This window comes from Nonomuraea sp. NPDC052116 (genome assembly GCF_040680035.1).
GTDB lineage: Bacteria > Actinomycetota > Actinomycetes > Streptosporangiales > Streptosporangiaceae > Nonomuraea > Nonomuraea angiospora_A.
Genome location: NZ_JBFAWA010000040.1, coordinates 111,918 through 128,245, shown reverse-complemented (window position 1 = coordinate 128,245; position 16,328 = coordinate 111,918). Strand labels below are relative to the sequence as shown.

The following is a 16,328-nucleotide window of genomic DNA, read 5'->3' as shown; positions in this document are numbered from 1 at the left end:
CCTTGTACCTCTGCGTCGGGGACTTGACGGTATTTCGCGTCATGTGCGTCCACCGTCAGCTGACGGTGGACGCCGTCGATCGTCACCGGGACGTCGGCGACCGCGGAGGCCAGCTTGGGGAGCGCGGATACGGTGAGGACGTTCCAGTCACCCTCGGGCAGCCGGACGGTGGCCACGCCGTTCCGGAAAACCGGGAGGTGGACGGCCCCGGTCCTGGCGTTGTAGATCTGGCTCTCATAGGGATCGGCCGGGCGGCCCTGCGCGTCGAGGACAGTGACGGTGACGTCGTAGGACTCCGGCTCGACGTAGGCGCTGGCCGGCGTGCGGATCACCGTGTCGCCCGACCTGGCGGTGACCGTCCCCGGGTAGTCACCCGGAGCCTTCCCGCCGGCGTCGATGGTGAGCGTGACCGACGCCTTGCCCGCGGCCGGGACCGTGAGGTGGTCCGCCGACAGCTTGAGCACCTGGCTGTCGTCCGACAGGTCGAGAGTCACGGGGGCGTCGCCCGCGTTGGCGTAGGTGATCGTCTTGGTCGCCGACCGCTCGCCGGTGCCGTTGTACGGGAAGCTCGCCCACAGAGTGCCCTGCTCGGCCACGACCTGCTGCCGCAACCCGCGCACCAGGTCGACCATTCCGGCGCCCTGCTGGTACAGGGTCGCGCCCTGAGCGGGGGCGGCGCTGCCGATCAGCGCGGCCTTGAGCTGCGCGCCCGTCCAGTCCGGGTGGCGCTGGGCCAGGATCGCCGCCGCCCCGGCCACGTGCGGCGTGGCCATCGACGTACCGCTCATCTCCTGGTAGCCGCCCCCGGGAGCGGCGGCCGTGATGTCCACTCCGGGCGCGGTCAGCTCGGGTTTGATGGCGTGATCGTTCACCCGCGGCCCGGGACTGGAGAAGTCCGCCAGCAGGCCCTGCTTGTCCACGGCGCCCACGGCCAGGGCCGCGTCCGCGCTGGCGGGGGAGAACAACGACGGCGAAGGGCCGCTGTTCCCCGCCCCCGCGACGAACAGCGTGCCGGTCCGCTCCGACAGCGTGTTGACCGCCTGCTCCAGCGGGTCCAGCTCCGGAAGGTCGAATTCGCCGAAGGACATGTTGACGACCTTGGCCTTGACCTCGACGGCGGCCCACTCCATACCGGCGAGCGCGGCCGAGTCCGTCGGCCCCTCGGGTCCGCCTACCTTCCCGATGGCCAGGCTCGCCTCCGGCGCGACACCCCGGTACTTCTCGCCTCTGCCGGCCACGATCGAGGCCACGTGGGTGCCGTGGCCGACGTTGTCGCGCATATCGGGTTCGTCGCTGAAGTTCCGCTCCTGCGTCACCGCCTCTTTGAGGTCCGGATGGTCGGGGTCGTAGCCGGAGTCGAGGACCGCGACCGTGATCCCCTTGCCCGTGAGGCCCTGCTGCCACGCCTGCGGTGCGCCGATCTGCTTGACGCTCTCATCCAGCAGGAACGGCCTGCGGCCGTCCAGCCACAGCTTGGAACGGCCCGTCACCAGAGTGCGGGCTCCGGTGAGATCGCGCCAGGTCTGCGCGGCGTTCGCCTTGGACACCCGCGCCGCGCTCATGCCCAGACTGGACAGCCGCCGCACCTGCGAGGAACCCAGTGACGTGGTGATGCCCTGTTCGATGACGGGGATGTCGGGGGTGTCGGCGTCGCCGTACCGCCAGGCCAGGAGCTGGGTGACGTCGAACAACCGCCGGTCCAGCACGCCCTGGGCGATCAGCGGTGCGGCGTCGGACGGGATCACGTACAGGTGCCCCTTGAGCACCTGGCTGGAGAAGCCGACCTGCCGGCCCGGGGCCGGCTCCACGCGATGCCCCTGACCGGTGACCACCACCCGGTCACCGGTGATCAGGGTCACCCCGTTCGCCTGCTGGGACGAAGCCTGTGGTGCCGGTGTGGCACCGATCGTTCCCGCCAGCAGAGCGGCGAGGAGCGACTTGCCTAAAGTCATGATCTACCTCATGGACGAAGGGAAATGATCTCTTTCGGACCGGGGCCCTACCGGGGGAGCTCGTCCGTCCACCCTGTGGTCAGCTTGATGAACCCGCGGTTCGCGCCGGCCAGCCCTCCACTGGCGGTGGGGAGCAGATTGGTACGGATCACCCGGGAAGTCTTGGGATCGACGACCAACTTGATCTCCCAGGTACCGTCGGGGATCATCAGCTCCTCCCCACCGTCGGCCGCGCCCAGCCGCTGCACGTTCGGCAGTGAGGCGAGCGCCCGGAACGCCGCGGCGCGGACCTCCGCGGGCGCGGGCAACTCCGCGATCAGCGAGACCAGCGGAAGGAAGGCGATGTCCAGCTCGCCGACGGTGTCCGTCTGCGTCTTGACGACCCGCTGCTTCAACGTCTCGGGGTCGGTCGGCAACGCCTGGAGGTCCTGGAAGCCGACTTCGCCGCCGGGCCCGAGTCCCAGCCAGAACGACGCCGAGGGCTCCTTCACCACGCCCTCGCCCCGGCCCGGCATGCCTCTGCTCCACTGCCGCCCATCGCGGGTGGTCCAGCTCTCTCCCCGGGGCCGGCCGTCCTCGCTCTCCCGTCTGATGTGCCAGTAGGTCCCGGAACCTTGTGGTTCATGCTCGGCGTTGGCGGCGGCGACGAGCAGGATGTTCTTGGCGGAGGTCAGCGGCAGGGCCTCACGGACGTAGGGCAGCGGCTTGACGGGCGCGGCGGTCTGACCCGTGGCGATCATGACGGCGACGGCCGCCGCGAGCGCGACCGCGGTAGCGGCAAGGCCCGTGACACGTACGGTCAGAGGTCGCCGGGACCGTCGAGGAGCCGCCGTGCGGGCCATCACGGCCAGCAGCCGCCCCCGCGCGCCGGTCAAGGCGTCCGGGTCGGTTTCCGCTACCTCCGAGCGCAGAAGCCTGATCAGCTCAAGGTCATTCATGATCTTCCTCTGGTGTCTCAACCGGATTGGCGCCGCCCAGAGCGTGCGCGACCTTGCGGCGGGCTCGTGACAGGCGTGATCGGACCGTGCCGATGGGTACCCGCAGCGCTTGGGCCGTCTCCTCGTACGTCAGATCGCCCCAGGCGATCAGCAGCAGCACGTCCCGCTCACCGCGGCCGAGTTTCGCCAGCGCGGCGGCCAGGCGCTGCCGGGTGGCCGATGCGGAGACTCGGGCGGCCACCCGCTCGTCGAACGCGGCGACCACCGGGTCCTCACCCGTACGGGCCATGGCCCGGTAACCGCTACGTCCAGGGACGCCGCGATGACGGCGGAGTCGTCCCGGCGATCCACCAGCCCAGCTTGACCGCGTACCGATGGCCGGCGGTCGCCGGGAGGTGGGGGATCCGCCAAAACGAGCTCCCGTTCTGAGGTGATTGTCACGAAGGTCTTTATCCGCAGGGCCTTCGCAGGTTCCCAGCGGACCGACTTCACCGCACCCCGGCGCGGACACGCCATGCGGACCGGTCGGTCACGGGTCGCCATGTCCACCACCGCAACCATCGTCACCGTGCTCCGGGCGCGCTCGCCGTCTCGTGTCAGCGGCCGCGTCAGGACGGCGACGGTCCGGTATCAGAGTGGTCGGAGATGGTGGACGCCATGAACGGTTCAGCGCCTGTCCGTTCAGCTGAGCGTCGTCACAGTGCCGAAGGAGCGCGTCACCATGTCCGTCACCCCTACCGACCAGGACAAGCTCACCCTCACCCTGCCGTCCGGGCCGGATCGCCTGGAGCTGCAGAAGGCCATCCAGGAGATCGTCGATTCCGGTTTCACCGGGGTGACGCTGCGCGTGCACGACGAGCGGGGCGAGTGGGTCGGCAGTGCCGGCCGGCGCAAGCTGGGCCAGACCGCCACCCCGCCGGTGAACGGGCACGTCCGGATCGGCAGCAACACCAAGACCTTCACCGCGACCGTGGTGCTGCAGCTGGTGGGCGAGGGCAGGATCGGGCTGGACACTCCGGTGGATGACTACCTGCCCGAGTTCGGGCTGGACCGGCGGATCACGGTGCGCATGCTGCTGCAGCACACCAGCGGGGTGTTCAACTTCACCGGCGATTACTACCCCGAGCACGTGCCGGGGATCGTCTGGTCGGGCCAGGAGTGGGTGGACAACCGGTTCAGGACCTACCGGCCGGAGGAACTGGTACATCTGGCGTTGTCCAAGCCGGCGCGGTTCGAGCCGGGGACCGACTGGAGCTATTCCAACACCAACTATGTGCTGGCCAGGCTGCTGGTCGAGAAGGTCACCGGCCGTTCGCCGGCCGAGGAGATGCGGCGGCTGATCCTGGAGCCGCTCGGCCTGACGGGCACCGTGGTGCCGGACACCTCGCCGGAGATCCCCGAGCCGCACGCCCACGCCTACTACCGGTACGGGGGGCCCGGCCGGCAGGAGACGGTCGACGTCACCCGCCAGAACCCCTCCTGGATCTCCACCGGCGGTGACATGATCTCGACCACCCAGGACCTGCACACGTTCATCTCCGCGCTGATGGGCGGCAAGCTCCTGCCGGCCGAGCTGCTGGCCGAGATGTGCACGCCGGAGCCCAAGGTCGGCTATGGCCTGGGCGTGTTCGTGCAGGACACGGAGTGCGGCGGCACCGTCATCACCCACAACGGCGGCATCGCGGGCCACGGGGCGCTGATGTACAGCACGCCCGACGGCGGCACGACCCTGACCGCCGCGCTGAACTATGTGGACGACGCCGAGCTGTCCCTGGCGGAGGCGTTCCAGAAGGCGACGCGGAGGCTCGTCGACGAGGTGTTCTGCGGCGGGCAGGCCGCGAACTGAGGAACGCGCGCCCGGTCCACTCGCCTCGCGGATGCATCCTCGATTGAGGGTCCGTCGCAACGATGGCGCGGATAATCGGGAAAAAGTTTACACCGAGTGTTCAACGATACGGTTGAAGGCATGGACATCAAGGACACAGCCCGGCCGGTCGATGGCGCGAACATCTCGGCGTTCCTCCGGTCGCTTCCCGCCCAGCCCCTGCTGTTCAGCCTGGGCGAGGCCAGGCACTTCGTGGGGGAGCTGGGCGAGTTGCGCAACGAGATCTTCCGGCATCTGGTCGAGCACGAGGGCTACCGGTCGTTCGCCATCGAGAGCGACTGCCTCATGGGCCTCGTGGTGGACGACTACGTCACGACGGGCGCGGGCACGCTCGACGACGTCATGGAACGCGGCTTCAGCCACGCCTTCGGCACCTCACCGGCCAACCGCGAGCTCGTACGCTGGATGCGGGCCTACAACGAGGAGCATGATGAGAAGCTCCGGTTCTTCGGGTTCGACGGCCCTCTGGAGTATTGGGCGGCGAGCCCCCGCCAGGCACTCACCGCCCTCCACGACCTCCTCGACGGCCCGCTCCTGTGCAGCAGGGAAACCCTCGACACGCTGCTGGGCCCGGACGAGCGGTGGTCGAACGAGGCCACCGCCATGGACCCGTCCCAGTCGATCGGCCAGTCCGCCGACGCCCAGCGGCTGCGGCTGATCGCCGACGACCTGCTGGCGGCGCTCGACACGCAGGCGCCGCAGCTGAGCGCGGAGGACAGGGAGCGGGCGGAACTGTACGGGCGCACCGCCATCGGCCTGCTCCGCTACCACTACTGGATGGCCGACGCCTCCCCGGAACGGTGGACCCGGCTGTCGGCGCTGCGGGACGCGATGATGGCCGCCAACCTGCGCGCCATCGCCGAGAACGGCCCGGCCCTGGTCTTCGCCTCCAACCTCCACCTGCAGCGGAACAAGACCCTCATGCCGTTCGGCGACCAGCAGCTGGAGTGGTGGAGCGCGGGGGCGATCGCCGCGACGCACCTGGGAGGCCGGTTCGCCTTCCTGGCCTCGGCCTTCGGAACGGTCGGCGAAGACATTCCGTCCCCGGACACCGTCGAGGGCATGCTGTCCACGCTCCCGTGGGACCACTCACTCATCGACGCCCGCCGCCTGGCCGAGGCCGTCACGACGCCTGCCAAGCGCGTCTCCGATGATTTCGCCTATTTCCCGCTGGACCCGGCCCAGCTCGACACGATCGACGGCATCGTCTTCCTCAAGCAGGCCGTCAACCTGAAAAAGCTGGGCTGACAGGCGCGGCCTGCCCGTTGATCACGGCAGGCGCGACGACCAAGTCACGGGGCAGCACGCGGACGCCGGATCCGTGCCGGCGTCCGCGTGGGAGGCTCCACCGGTTCTCATGGAGTTCTCAGGTGGATTTTGTGGCACTTTGAGCTCAGTTTTATGACTATGGGGCGATGGAGCACGTGCCGCAGGAGGCCGATGCGGCCGAGGCTCGGGGAGCCGGGGCCGGGAGGGCTCGGCGGTTCGTCGTCGGGGGCGGCGTGCTCGTCCTCGTGGCGGTGCTCGCGTACTGGCTGGGCGGCAGCGGTGGGAGCGGCGAAGCAGCCGCGCCCAGGCCGAGCCCGACGCCGACCCCCAGCGCGACGCTCACGACGGGGGAGGTCTTCGAGAGGGTCGGGCCGTCGGTGGTGGTCATCCAGGCCGGGAAGTCGCTCGGAACCGGGGTGATCGCGGCCGAGGACGGGACGATCCTGACCGCGCACCACGTCATCAAGGGCACGAAGGACGTCAACCTGACGTTCGCCGACGGCACCAAGGCGAAGGCCGTGGTCGTGTCGTCGAACCCCAAGCGCGACGTCGCGGCCCTCAAGCCCGCGAAGCTGCCGGAGATCGTCGTCCCGGCGACGCTCGGCGGCGCCGTGGCCGTGGGTGCGCCCGTCGTGGCGATCGGCAACCCGCTCGGCCTGACCTACAGCGTCTCCACCGGGGTCGTGTCGGGCCTGAACCGGACCACCGAAGACGGCGACCGCGACCTGGGCGGGCTCATCCAGTTCGACGCCTCCGTCAACCCGGGCAGCTCCGGCGGTCCCCTCCTGGACGCTCGCGGGCTGGTCATCGGGATCGTGGTCTCGATCGCCGACCCGGGCGGCGACGAGGCGTTCGCCGGCATCGCGTTCGCGGTGCCGATCGGCGTGGCCCTGGGCGGCGGCGACGGTGACGGCCCGCTGGGCGAAGGACCCCAGATCTGACCGGACACATCTCGAGAAGGAAGACGATGACCTCGACCAAGTCCCCCGAGTCGGCTCATCCGCTCGAACAGGTGCTGTTCGAGGTCAAACGCACGATCGTCGGGCAGGACGTGCTGCTGGAGCGCATGGCCGTCGCGCTGATCGCCGACGGCCACCTGCTCGTCGAGGGCGTGCCGGGCCTGGCCAAGACGCTCGCGGTGAGGTCGCTGGCCGCCGCGATCGCCGGGAGTTTCCAGCGCGTCCAGTTCACCCCCGACCTGGTGCCCGCCGACCTCGTGGGCACGCGGGTCTACCACCAGCACTCCGGGGAGTTCAGGACCGAGCTCGGCCCGGTGTTCGCGAACCTGCTGCTGGCCGACGAGATCAACCGCGCCCCCGCCAAGGTGCAGAGCGCCCTGCTGGAGGTGATGCAGGAACATCAGGTGACGATCGGCCGTGAGACGTTCCGGGTGCCCGAGCCGTTCCTGGTCATGGCGACGGAGAACCCGATCGAGTCGGAGGGCACCTACCCGCTGCCCGAAGCGCAGGTCGACCGGTTCATGATGAAGGTGGTCGTCGACTATCCGACGCAGTCCGAGGAGCAGGCGATCGTCGAACGCGCGCTGCGTCCGCCGGACCCGCCGCAGGCGATGGTGACGGCCGAGGAACTGGTTGCGATGCGGGCTCGCGCTCAGCAGGTGTACGTCGATCCGGCGATCGTCGACTACGCGGTCCGGCTGGTCGCCGTGACGCGTTCGCCCGCGACGGCCGGGCTCGGCGAGCTGGAACGGTACGTCACCTACGGGGCGAGCCCGCGGGCGTCGATCGCGCTGGTCACGGGTGCCCGGGCGCTGGCGTTCCTGCGCGGCCGCGACTACGTCCTGCCGCACGACCTGTCCGAGCTCGCGCTCGACGTGCTGCGCCACCGCCTCGTGCTGTCGTACGAGGCCCTCGCGGACGACGTCGACGCCGACACGATCATCACCAGGGTGCTCGGGGCCGTCCGGGCGCCCGACGTCGTCCTGCAGAACCGCTGAGCCGCCATGGCCACCGCCCCCGAAAAGCTGCTGCTCCGCCTGGAGTGGAAGGTCGTCCGCAGGCTGGACGGCCGGCTCCAGGGCGCCCACCGCACCGCGCACCGCGGCTCCGGGATCGACTTCACCGGGTTGCGCCCCTACGGCGACGGCGACGACGCCCGGCACATCGACTGGAACGTGACCGCCAGGCTGGACGAGCCGCATCTGCGCGTGTTCACCGAGGACCGCGAGCTGACGGTGTGGCTCGTGCTCGACCGGTCGGCGTCGATGCTGGCGGGCCGGCCGGGGCGCGGCAAGCACGACGTGCTGGCCGAGCTCGCGCTCGTCCTGGCCCGGCTGTTCGGCCGGGGCGGTAACCGCGTCGGCGCCCTGCTGTTCGACACGGGGATGCTGCGCGTCGTGCCGCCCGGCACCTCCCGGCGGCACGCGCTGCGGATCGGCGCCGAGCTGGAACGCACCGCCGGAACGGCGCGTGGCGGCACCACCACCGACCTGGCGGAGATGCTCGATGCGGCCGGACGGCTCGCGCGCCGCCGCGCGCTCGTCGTCGTGCTGTCGGACTTCATCGGCGACGGCGACTGGGAGCGTTCGCTCCAGCGCCTGGCCCGGCGGCACGAGGTCGTCGCCCTGCGCATCGTGGACACGGCCGACGACCTGCTGCCCGAAGCCGGGCTGATCGTGGTCGAGGACGCCGAGACCGGCGAGCAACTCGTCGTCGACTCCGCCGACCCGCTGTTGCGGGTGCGCTTCCGGGAGGCCGTCGACGCCCGCGACGCCCGGCTCACGGCGGGCATGCGCCGGGCCGGGGTGCCCGTACACCGCGTCGACACCGACCGCGACCTGGCCGAGGCGCTCGTCGAGGTCGTCGCCCGAACCCGGGACCGGTCGCCATGACAGGGGTTACCAACGGGCACGGAGGAGGCTTATGACCCTGTCCTCCCCGCTGCTGCCGGCCGTCGGACTGATCGTCACGGCGGCGCTCGCCTGGGCGGCCGTCGTCTCGGCGCGCCGCCGCACGGCCGCGCTCGCCGCCGCCGTACCGGGTGCCCGGCGGGCCTACCTCGGCAGCGGCCTGACGATCGCCGGCGTCGCCGTACTCGCGATCGCCACCGCCGGACCGGCGGCCATGGTGCCGGTGCCGCGCACCGCGGGCACCGTCATCCTCGCCATCGACGTCTCCAACAGCATGGGCGCCGACGACGTCGCGCCCACCCGGCTGGCGGGAGCGCAGCGGGCGGCCCGCGCGTTCGTGGCGGCGCAGCCCGACAGCGTCGACATCGGAGTCGTCGCGTTCGCACGGGGCGGGCTCACCACCGCCCGTCCCGATGCCGACCACTCCATCGCGCTCAAGGCCATCGACCGGCTGAAGATCACCGGCAGCACCTCGCTGGGGGCGGCCATCACGGCCTCGCTGACGCTGATCACCGGCAAGCAGGTGGCCATCGGCCGTGACGGCGCCGCGCCCGACGTCGGCTACTGGCCGTCGGCGACGATCGTGATGTTCTCCGACGGCCAGAACCAGGGCAGGGCCGGCGATCCGGGCGTCGAACAGGCCGCCGCCGTGGCCCAGAAGGCGGGCGTCCACATCCACACCGTCGGGGTCGGCACCACGGCCGGGGCGACGGTGCAGGTCGACGGCTACCGCCTGCAGACCTCGCTGGACGAGGCCGCCCTCACCTCGATCGCGCAGGCCACCGGCGGCGCCTACCACCCCGCCTCCGACACCGCGCGGCTCGACGGGATCGCCGACACGATCGATCTGCGGCTCACCGTCTCCGACGAGCCGCTGCCCCTCGCCGGCGCCCTGATCGGGCTCGCCCTCGCGCTGCTCACCGCCGGAGCGGCGCTCACCGTGCTCCGGTCTGGACGGGTGATCTGAATGTCGTTGTCATGGCCGTGGGCGCTGCTGTCCGTCCTGATCATCCCGCTGATCTTCGCCATCCGCTGGTGGGCGGGGCGCCGCCGACGGCGTGCCGCCGTGCGGGTCACCTCGATCGCGCTCGTACGCAGCGCCCTGCCCGGCCGTACGCGCTGGACGCGGAAGATCCCCGCGGCACTCTTCATCGCCGGACTCGCGCTGCTCGCGGTCGGGGCCGCGCGACCGCAGGCGTCGGTGCCGGTGCCGATGACGTCGGCGACGATCCTGCTCGCGCTCGACACCTCCGGCTCCATGTGTTCCACGGACGTCGACCCCAACCGCATCACCGCCGCGAGGAAGGCCGCCGCCGACTTCATCGAGTCACAGCGGGGCGGGCCGCGCATCGGCCTGGTCACCTTCGCGGGCAACGCGGGGCTGCTCGTGCCTCCCACCGACGACACCGACTCGCTGATCAAGGCGCTGGACGGCCTCACCGTGTCCCGCGGCACCGCGATCGGGCAGGCCATGCTCACCTCGATCGACGCGATCGCGGAGGTCGACCCGTCGGTCACCCCCACCGGCGCGAACCCCACCGACGGCGGCGGGGGAGGCTACGCCGGCGCCGCGATCGTCGTGCTCACCGACGGCGCCAACACCCAGGGCGTCGACCCGCAGACCGCCGCCCAGGAGGCGGCCCTGCGCCGCGTCCGCGTCTTCACCATCGGCTTCGGCACCACGAACCCGGCCCCGATGGTCTGCGACAACTCCCAGTTCGACGGCCGCGGCTTCGGCGGCTGGGGTGGCGGTTTCGGTGGCCGCGGCGGATTCGACCGCGGCCGCAACGTCCGCATGATCGACGAGCCCGCGCTCAAGCAGATCGCCCAGACCACCGGCGGCTCCTACCACCGCGCCGAGAACGCCGACCAGCTCCAGAGCGCCCTCGACGCCCTGCCCGGCACCTTCACCGTCATCCACCAGCGGGTCGACACGGCCGTCGCCTTCGCCGCCGGCGGCGCCGTCCTCATCACCGCGGCCCTGTCCCTGTCCCTCTGGTGGAACCGCCCCCGCTCCCCGGCCCGCTGACACGCCTCATCGGTCCACGTCGGCGTCATGCGGTGAGGACGGCGGCGGTGGCCGGCCAGCCCTCGCGGGCGCTGGGGTAGTGCGGGGCCCAGCCCGTGGCCGTACGGAAGCGGGCGTTGCTGACCCGGAGTGAGCGGGTCAGCGAGGTGAGGCGGTGGCCGAAGAGGTAGGCGGCGCGGCCGGGGACGCTGAGCCACAGGCGGGTGTCGGCGGCGCGGGCCAGCGTGTGGGCGTACTCCCGCTTGGTCAGCGGCTCGTCGTCGACGACGTTGTACGTGCCCGCGGGCGCCCCGAGCGCGGCGACGACGGCTTCGGCGGCGTCGGTCAGATGGATGGAGGAGACGTAGCCGTCGGGGTGACCGAGCACCATGCCGACGTGGTGGCGGGCCTGGGCGTACATCTCCTCGCTGTGCGCGGCCCCCGGCCCGTAGAACCAGCCGAACCTCAGCACCACGCCCGCGCCGCCGCCCTCCCGGCCGAAGCGGTGCGCGCTCGACTCGGCGGCGAAGTTGCCGCGGGTCATCGGGTAGTGATCGACGGGCGCGTCCTCGTCGATCCAGCGCGCGCCCTGGTCGCGGTAGACCATGCTGACCGACTCCTGGACGACCCGGCCGACCCCGGCGGCCAGCGCGGCGTCCACGACGGCGGCCGAACCCTCGGTGCGCACCCGGTTGTTCTGGCGCTGCGCTCCGACGCTCATGAACCTGCTCATCGGCGGGATCGCGCTGGCCAGGTTGACCACCGCGTCGTGCCCGGCGAAGGCCGAGGTCAGCGCCTCGCGGTCGAACAGTGACACCGTGACGGGGACGGCGCCCTGGCTGCTGAGGGCGGCCGCCTTCCCCGGCGTGCGGGCAAGAGCGGTCACCGTGTGCCCCGCGGCGAGCAGGGCAGGCTGCTGGAGGAGGCCGTGCGGCAGAACATGGAGGCCGTCGCCCGGCGCGCCGCCGCGGCCACGGCCGAGCGGCCGGCGGACGCGGACGGGCGCGCGGCGCTGGAGCGCATGGCGCGGGTGGTCTGGGAGTCGCTGGAGAGCGACCGCGATCTCATCCGCATCATGCTGCGCGAGTACGACGGGTTTCCCGATCTGTTCGAGCGCATGTGGGAGGGGGTGCTGGCCGGCGTGTACGCCCAAGGGGCCGCCTGGATCGCCGCGCAGAAGGAGCTGGGCCGGGCCGACGTCGACGATCCGGAGGCGGCCGGGGCCGTGCTCCTGGCGTCCCTGACCTACTATCCGCTGCTCCGGGCCATGATCGGCCACACTCCGGGCGGTCTCGACCCGGAGCGGTTCCTCGCGGCCTGGGTCGAGACCGCCGCCGCCACACTCCGGCTGCGCTGACGGCGGTCGCGGCGCGCGTGCGGCATGCCGATGATCTCCTCGAAGCGCTGCCGCGACTCCGCCGCTCCCACGCCGTGGGCGGTCCGGCGTGAGAGCTCCTACCACGCCGCCGCCGACCAGCTCACGCGGACGGTCGGCCACCTCGACCTGCTCGCCTCGGGCGTGGCCATGTGGCAGTGGCCGCGCATCCGCCGGCTGATCCGCGCAAAGGAACGTGTGTGACCTCGTTGCCCCGGCAGTCGTCCCTCGGCTACCAGATCAACCACCTGGCCCGGCTGCTCGGCAACGGGCTGCGGGTCAACATCGCCGACACGGGAGTGACGCCGGGGCAGTTCGCGCAGCTGCTGGCCCTGTTCGAGGAGGACGGGCTCACCCAGCAGGAGCTGTGCGAACGGGTGAGGATCGACCAGTCGACGATGGCCCACACGCTCAAACGCATGCAGCGTGACGGGCTGGTCGTCCGGACCGCCGACCCGCAGGACCGGCGGCGCTCCCACTACCGGCTGACCGAGCGGGCCCGCCAGATCCAGCCCGAGCTCACCCGGGGCGCGCGGGAGGCCAACGCCCGCGCGCTGCGGGGGATCGACCAGGAGGAGTTCGACGCGTTCATGCGCACGCTCGACCGCATGATCGCGAACCTGGAGGAGGGCGATCAGCGGTAGCCGCGAGCGCCCGTGCGTCACATGATCGCGAGCTGGCTGCCGTCGATGACCAGCTCCGTGCCGTGGATGAAGGCGGCGTCGTCGGAGGCCAGGAAGGCGTAGCCGGCGGCGACCTCCTCCGGCAGCCCCGCCCTGCCGAGGGGGATGTGCTCGCGCTCGTACGAGGTGACGAAGTCGCCCGCGAGCCCGGCCGAGATCGAGGCGTTGAGCGGGGTCTGGATGTAGCCGGGGCACAGCGCGTTGACGCGGATGCCGTGCTTGCCCAGCTCGACGGCCATCGTCTTGGTGAGCAGCAGCACGCCGCCCTTGGAGGCGTTGTAGTGGGCGTAGTCGGCCTCGCCGCCCAGCCCGTTGGTGGAGGACATGTTGAGGATGACCCCGCCCGTGCCCTGCTCCACCAGATGGCGGGCCACGGCCTGGGCGACGAGGAACATGCCCCGCAGGTTGACCGCGATGATCCTGTCCCAGTGGTCGGGCGTGATCTCCAGGAACGGCTCGCGCCAGGCCGTACCGGCGTTGTTGATCAGGACGTCGAGGCCGCCCAGCGCCGCGATCGCGCCCGCCACCAGCCTGGTCACGTCGGCCTCCGCGCTGACGTCGCCGGCGAGCCCGTGCACCTCGCCCAGCGCGGACAGCTCCGCCACCGCGCCGTCCACCTCTTCCTGCTGAAGCCCGCCGAGCACGACCCTGGCCCCTTCCTCCAGGAACCTGCGGGCCGTGGCGGCGCCGATGCCGCTGCTCCCGCCGCTGATCAGCACCCGCTTGCCGGCCAGTCCCCGCATGATGTCCCTTCCTTCGTCAGCGGACCGCGCCGCGGGCCGCGCCGCGGAGTTCGGTGGTGACCTGCCCGTTCTCGACGCCGTAGGCGAGGTCGAAGAGGTTGAGGGCCGAGCAGGCGTGGCTGGGGATGAGCTGCGCCCGCGTGCCGACCGGCAGCTCGCCGTGATGCCCCGGCTCCAGGTGCGCGACCGCGTGCTCCTCGTTGAGGAACTCCATGTGCAGGTACGGCAGGCCCACGGCCCTGATCCAGCCGGGCGTGCCGTACCCGTCGGAGGTCAGGCACTTGGTGCCCGCGTCGAAGACGACCCGTTCCGGTGTCGGCCTGGCGATGACGGTGGTCAGCACGCGGGCCGCCGCGGTCCGCTCGGTGGCCACGCCCAGGCGCATCATCGCGGTGTCGTTGAAGATGTACGTGCCCGGCCGGATCTCGGTCACGCCCGCCACGCCGGCCGCGTGCCGGGCGGTGGGGGTGCAGCCGACGCTGATCTCCCGCAGCTCGATGCCGTCCCGGGCGCACAGCTCGGCGGTGGGACGGCCGGGCGGGCGGCCCAGCCGGTGCTGACCCGTGTCCACCTCCACCAGCACCTCCACCGGCGGACCGCCCAGCCGGCCGAGCCCGGCGGCCACCTCGGGGGAGTCGAGGCTGACCCGTATCCTGGCGCGCTCGCGCAGCGCGGCCAGGCGGCGCAGCTTGGGCTCGCCCCAGACGGGAAAGGCCAGCAGGATGTCGTCGATCCCGGCGTCGGCCATCACCTCGGCCTCGCCCAGCTTGGCGCAGGTGATGCCGCCGGCCCCGGCGTCGAGCTGCATCCGCGCCAGCTCGGGCATCTTGTGCGTCTTGATATGGGGCCGCAGCCTGACGCCGTGTTTGGCGGCCGACTCGGCCATCTCCATGATGTTGGCCCTGACCGCGTCGAGGTCGATGACGAGCGCCGGAGTGTCGAGTTCGGGGTACATCGGTGGACCGCCCCTTCGGAAGATTTCCCCGAAAATAGCACCGATTCCGAATCGTGCACCAGCGTTCCGAAATGTGGAACTGTGCTGCCTCTTGACAGCGATCTCGCTTCCTGGTGTTCTGGCACGGATTTGGAACTTCATTCCGCATCACAGAACGAGGAGCGAGGCATGAGAGTCGGCGACCCGTGGGGGCGGCGGCCCCGGCCGGAGGCGCCCGGCCTCCGGCCCGGCGGGCCGGAGGCGCACCTGGAACGTCACGACGCCGCCCGGTTCGCCGCCTTCCACCACGTCGACGGCTCGCACGCCGCCGAGCGGGGTCGCGAGGAGCGGCCGGCCCGCGCGGTCGGCGGTTGCCGGCGGTGCGATGTGGCGACCGGCCGGTCGTCGGTGCGGCCGCGTGGCGTGGCCGCCGAAGAGCCGGGCCGTGCCTCGCGGGCCGCCGCTGCGTCGGGCCGGCCGGGCCGGGTTCCGCGGGCCGTCATTGCGGCGCGCGGGCCAGGATGCGGCCTGGGGGATGCCGTTACGGCGCGCCGGTCGGGCCGGGGCCCGCAGGCCGCCGTTGCGGCGTGCGGGCCGGGATGTGGCGGTGGGTCGCCGTTACCTGCACGGCTTGTACGGCTTGTCGAAGAGCGAGTAGTCCTCGGGCTTCTTGAGGGAGTTGAACTTCAGCGTCTTCGACCCGGCGCAGAAGCTCGCCGGCGCGGTCTCGTACTCCACATGGAACACGGGCTTGCCCGCCTTGACGAAGACGCTCAGCTCGGAGCACTCGTCGAACTGGAAGCACTCCTCGTTGACCGCGTAGTCGAAGGACGACACCAGCTCCTCGGCCTGGCTGAGGTCGTTCTTCAGCGCCACCGACAGGCCCCGGTCGTGGGCCAGGCCGGCCAGCGCGCGGTTGTAGACGAGCTGGGTGGCGGGGGAGACGGTCCAGCCGGTGACCGACTTGCCCTCCTCGTGGGCGTTGACGACGTCGAACTCGACCCCGTCGAAGCCCGCCTGGACGCACTTGTCGACGCGGGCCGCCATCATCTTCAGCAGGAAGTCGCGCTGGCCCTTGTCGTTGTTGATGTTCGCCCAGCGCTCGTTCGGGAACTCGGCGCTGAAGGGCTTGCCCAGCAGGGAGTCGCCGTTCTTCTTGTGGAAGTCCACGAACTGCTGGTAGTCGGGCCGGAAGTCCTCGATCGAGCCGGCGTCGATGTAGCAGATCGCCTTGGCCCCGCGGGCGTGGATGGCCTTGACGGCCGCCGTGTTGAGCGTCCTGTTGTCGCCGGCGACCTCCTCGGCGGCGTACAGATCGATGTCGAAGACGGTCGGCCGCACGCAGGCGCCGCCGCTCTGCGGGACCCCGCAGATCTCGACGTTGACGCCGCCGGTGGCGGCGTAGGTCTTGCTGCCCTGGAGCTGGTACTGCCAGCGGCTGTCCACCGGCGGACGCCAGATCGCCGCCGACGCCGCCTGGGCGGGGGTCGCGAGGAGCGTCGCGGAGGCCGGTATCAGGGCCGTGGCCACGGCGAGCCGGGTTAAGAGCGTCCGGAGGTTCAAGGCATTGGTCCTTCCGCGATACGGAATGCTATTCCGTGATAAGGGAAATCTATGGCTGACGAGGTGATCGATCCGATCTTGATGTTGAGAATCCCATAAGAGCAGACAC

General features: G+C 71.3%; 18 protein-coding genes. 10 read left to right on the top strand and 8 right to left on the bottom strand.

Features of this window, described 5'->3' with window-relative positions:
- The 3 genes from AB0L65_RS51075 to AB0L65_RS51065 form a co-directional block, all read right to left on the bottom strand.
- On the bottom strand, window positions 1-1,952 hold a 1,952-nt coding region (locus AB0L65_RS51075; protein WP_364262417.1), incomplete at its 3' end, for a S8 family serine peptidase.
- Between the two features lie 47 nt (window positions 1,953-1,999).
- The gene (locus tag AB0L65_RS51070) at window positions 2,000-2,890 is read right to left on the bottom strand and encodes a CU044_5270 family protein (RefSeq protein ID WP_364262414.1); all 891 of its coding nucleotides are present in this window, start codon (window positions 2,888-2,890) and stop codon (window positions 2,000-2,002) included.
- The gene (locus tag AB0L65_RS51065; RefSeq protein WP_364262411.1) at window positions 2,883-3,179 is read right to left on the bottom strand and encodes an RNA polymerase sigma factor; all 297 of its coding nucleotides are present in this window, start codon (window positions 3,177-3,179) and stop codon (window positions 2,883-2,885) included. Before AB0L65_RS51065 ends, AB0L65_RS51070 begins: the two co-directional genes overlap by 8 nt.
- Window positions 3,180-3,611: 432 nt before the next feature.
- Here AB0L65_RS51065 and AB0L65_RS51060 point away from each other — a divergent pair, with 432 nt between their 5' ends.
- The 7 genes from AB0L65_RS51060 (at window position 3,612) to AB0L65_RS51030 (ending at window position 10,942) form a co-directional block, all read left to right on the top strand.
- On the top strand, window positions 3,612-4,736 hold the full coding sequence (locus tag AB0L65_RS51060; protein WP_364262408.1) for a serine hydrolase domain-containing protein: 1,125 nt from the start codon (window positions 3,612-3,614) through the stop codon (window positions 4,734-4,736).
- A gap of 120 nt (window positions 4,737-4,856) precedes the next feature.
- Window positions 4,857-6,023: an erythromycin esterase family protein gene (locus AB0L65_RS51055; protein WP_364262405.1), complete on the top strand. Its 1,167-nt coding sequence runs from the start codon at window positions 4,857-4,859 to the stop codon at window positions 6,021-6,023.
- 167 nt (window positions 6,024-6,190) lie between these two features.
- The gene (locus tag AB0L65_RS51050) at window positions 6,191-6,985 is read left to right on the top strand and encodes a trypsin-like peptidase domain-containing protein (RefSeq protein ID WP_364262402.1); all 795 of its coding nucleotides are present in this window, start codon (window positions 6,191-6,193) and stop codon (window positions 6,983-6,985) included.
- A 26-nt stretch (window positions 6,986-7,011) separates the two neighbouring features.
- The gene (locus tag AB0L65_RS51045; RefSeq protein ID WP_364262399.1) at window positions 7,012-8,001 is read left to right on the top strand and encodes a MoxR family ATPase; all 990 of its coding nucleotides are present in this window, start codon (window positions 7,012-7,014) and stop codon (window positions 7,999-8,001) included.
- A 6-nt stretch (window positions 8,002-8,007) separates the two neighbouring features.
- On the top strand, window positions 8,008-8,895 hold the full coding sequence (locus AB0L65_RS51040; protein ID WP_364262396.1) for a DUF58 domain-containing protein: 888 nt from the start codon (window positions 8,008-8,010) through the stop codon (window positions 8,893-8,895).
- A gap of 31 nt (window positions 8,896-8,926) precedes the next feature.
- Window positions 8,927-9,880, top strand: a complete 954-nt coding sequence (locus tag AB0L65_RS51035) for a VWA domain-containing protein (RefSeq protein ID WP_364262393.1) — start codon at window positions 8,927-8,929, stop codon at window positions 9,878-9,880.
- Window positions 9,881-10,942 (top strand): VWA domain-containing protein, encoded by a 1,062-nt coding sequence (locus tag AB0L65_RS51030; RefSeq protein WP_364262390.1) that lies wholly within the window; start codon window positions 9,881-9,883, stop codon window positions 10,940-10,942.
- A 25-nt stretch (window positions 10,943-10,967) separates the two neighbouring features.
- Here AB0L65_RS51030 and AB0L65_RS51025 read toward each other — a convergent pair whose 3' ends face one another.
- On the bottom strand, window positions 10,968-11,807 hold the full coding sequence (locus AB0L65_RS51025; protein WP_364262387.1) for an NAD(P)H-binding protein: 840 nt from the start codon (window positions 11,805-11,807) through the stop codon (window positions 10,968-10,970).
- A 3-nt stretch (window positions 11,808-11,810) separates the two neighbouring features.
- On the opposite strand from AB0L65_RS51025, the gene AB0L65_RS51020 reads away from it, so the two are divergent.
- Genes AB0L65_RS51020 through AB0L65_RS51010 form a run of 3 tightly spaced genes read left to right on the top strand, consistent with a single transcriptional unit; the run spans window position 11,811 to window position 12,940 of the window.
- A complete protein-coding gene (locus AB0L65_RS51020) occupies window positions 11,811-12,278 on the top strand; it encodes a TetR/AcrR family transcriptional regulator C-terminal domain-containing protein (RefSeq protein WP_364262384.1) in 468 nt (155 codons plus the stop codon).
- 30 nt (window positions 12,279-12,308) lie between these two features.
- Window positions 12,309-12,500, top strand: a complete 192-nt coding sequence (locus tag AB0L65_RS51015) for a hypothetical protein (protein ID WP_364262381.1) — start codon at window positions 12,309-12,311, stop codon at window positions 12,498-12,500.
- Window positions 12,497-12,940, top strand: coding sequence for a MarR family transcriptional regulator (locus AB0L65_RS51010; RefSeq protein WP_350727327.1), 444 nt, complete (start codon window positions 12,497-12,499; stop codon window positions 12,938-12,940). The genes AB0L65_RS51015 and AB0L65_RS51010 overlap by 4 nt, the downstream gene beginning before the upstream one ends.
- A 17-nt stretch (window positions 12,941-12,957) precedes the next feature.
- Here the strand turns inward: AB0L65_RS51010 and AB0L65_RS51005 are convergent, their stop codons facing one another.
- From AB0L65_RS51005 to AB0L65_RS50990, 4 genes are all read right to left on the bottom strand, one after another.
- On the bottom strand, window positions 12,958-13,722 hold the full coding sequence (locus AB0L65_RS51005; RefSeq protein ID WP_364262378.1) for an SDR family oxidoreductase: 765 nt from the start codon (window positions 13,720-13,722) through the stop codon (window positions 12,958-12,960).
- 16 nt (window positions 13,723-13,738) lie between these two features.
- Window positions 13,739-14,677: an alanine racemase gene (locus AB0L65_RS51000; protein ID WP_364262375.1), complete on the bottom strand. Its 939-nt coding sequence runs from the start codon at window positions 14,675-14,677 to the stop codon at window positions 13,739-13,741.
- A 147-nt stretch (window positions 14,678-14,824) separates the two neighbouring features.
- Window positions 14,825-14,980, bottom strand: a complete 156-nt coding sequence (locus AB0L65_RS50995; protein WP_364262372.1) for a hypothetical protein — start codon at window positions 14,978-14,980, stop codon at window positions 14,825-14,827.
- 294 nt (window positions 14,981-15,274) lie between these two features.
- Window positions 15,275-16,219: an endo alpha-1,4 polygalactosaminidase gene (locus AB0L65_RS50990; RefSeq protein WP_364262369.1), complete on the bottom strand. Its 945-nt coding sequence runs from the start codon at window positions 16,217-16,219 to the stop codon at window positions 15,275-15,277.
- Window positions 16,220-16,328: the final 109 nt, after the last annotated feature.